This is a genomic window from Dactylosporangium sp. NPDC000244 (genome assembly GCF_040300725.1).
Lineage (GTDB): Bacteria > Actinomycetota > Actinomycetes > Mycobacteriales > Micromonosporaceae > Dactylosporangium.
In genome coordinates this window covers 1-1,272 of sequence record NZ_JBEPEH010000122.1, presented here as the reverse complement: position 1 = coordinate 1,272, position 1,272 = coordinate 1, and the positions used below count along the sequence as shown (strand labels likewise).

1 tRNA gene and 2 rRNA genes are annotated in these 1,272 nt (G+C 46.9%); all 3 read right to left on the bottom strand.

The features are described from left to right. Window positions 1–490: ribosomal RNA gene (locus ABT369_RS57820) — 23S ribosomal RNA — on the bottom strand; the annotation flags it as partial. A gap of 138 nt (window positions 491–628) precedes the next feature. Next, window positions 629–701 (bottom strand) — tRNA-Ala (locus ABT369_RS57815). Window positions 702–794: 93 nt separating this feature from the next. Beyond that, window positions 795–1,272, bottom strand: a 16S ribosomal RNA gene (locus ABT369_RS57810); the annotation flags it as partial.

Below are 1,272 nucleotides of genomic sequence, written 5' to 3'. Positions count from 1 at the left end.
GTTCACTATCGGTCACTAAGGAGTATTTAGGGTTGGGAGATGGTCCTCCCGGATTCAAACTGGATTTCGCGTGTCCAGCCCTACTCAGGATACTGCTAGGTATAAGCGCTATTTCGTCTACGGGATTATTACCCTCTTTGATTAACCTTCCCAGGTTATTCGACTATAATGCTTAAGTCCACGTTGCAGTCCTACAACCCCAAGAAGCAAGCTTCTTGGTTTGCCCTTCTTCGCGTTCGCTCGCCGCTACTTACGAAATCGTTTTTACTTTCTCTTCCTGCAGGTACTTAGATGTTTCAGTTCTCTGCGTTACCTTTACATGAGCTATGTATTCACTCATGAATAACTGCTAGTAGCAGCTGGGTTTCCCCATTCGGAGACCTAGGGATCAATGCGTACTTACTGCTCCCCCTAGAATATCGTCGTTAGTCACGTCCTTCATCGGCTCTTAGTGCCAAGGCATCCACCGTGCGCCCTTATTAACTTTGCCATGATGATTTATAATCATCGTTTTTCAAGTATAAGTTTGTAAATTCTTTAAAATTCACAGCTTTTGGTTTATTTATCGTTATTAGATATTGTTATTTAGTTTTCAATGTTCAAGTGATTTTAACGTCTTGTCTGACAATGGAGCCTAGCGGGATCGAACCGCTGACCTCCTGCGTGCAAAGCAGGCGCTCTCCCAGCTGAGCTAAGGCCCCACAATCAAGAATTTGATTCTTGCTTAGGTTTATCACTAAACCCCTCAAAACTGAATAAAGTTGAATGCTCACGTCTTTGTATATATTCCTTAGAAAGGAGGTGATCCAGCCGCACCTTCCGATACGGCTACCTTGTTACGACTTCACCCCAGTCATCGGTCTTACCTTAGGAAGCGCCCTCCTTGCGGTTAGGCAACCTACTTCGGGTACTCCCAACTCCCGTGGTGTGACGGGCGGTGTGTACAAGGCCCGGGAACGTATTCACCGCGGCGTGCTGATCCGCGATTACTAGCGATTCCGACTTCATGTAGGCGAGTTGCAGCCTACAATCCGAACTGAGAATGGTTTTAAGAGATTAGCTAAACATCACTTCTCGCGACTCGTTGTACCATCCATTGTAGCACGTGTGTAGCCCAGGTCATAAGGGGCATGATGATTTGACGTCATCCCCACCTTCCTCCGGTTTATCACCGGCAGTCTCGTTAGAGTGCCCAACTTAATGATGGCAACTAAGAACAAGGGTTGCGCTCGTTGCGGGACTTAACCCAACATCTCACGACACGAGCTGACG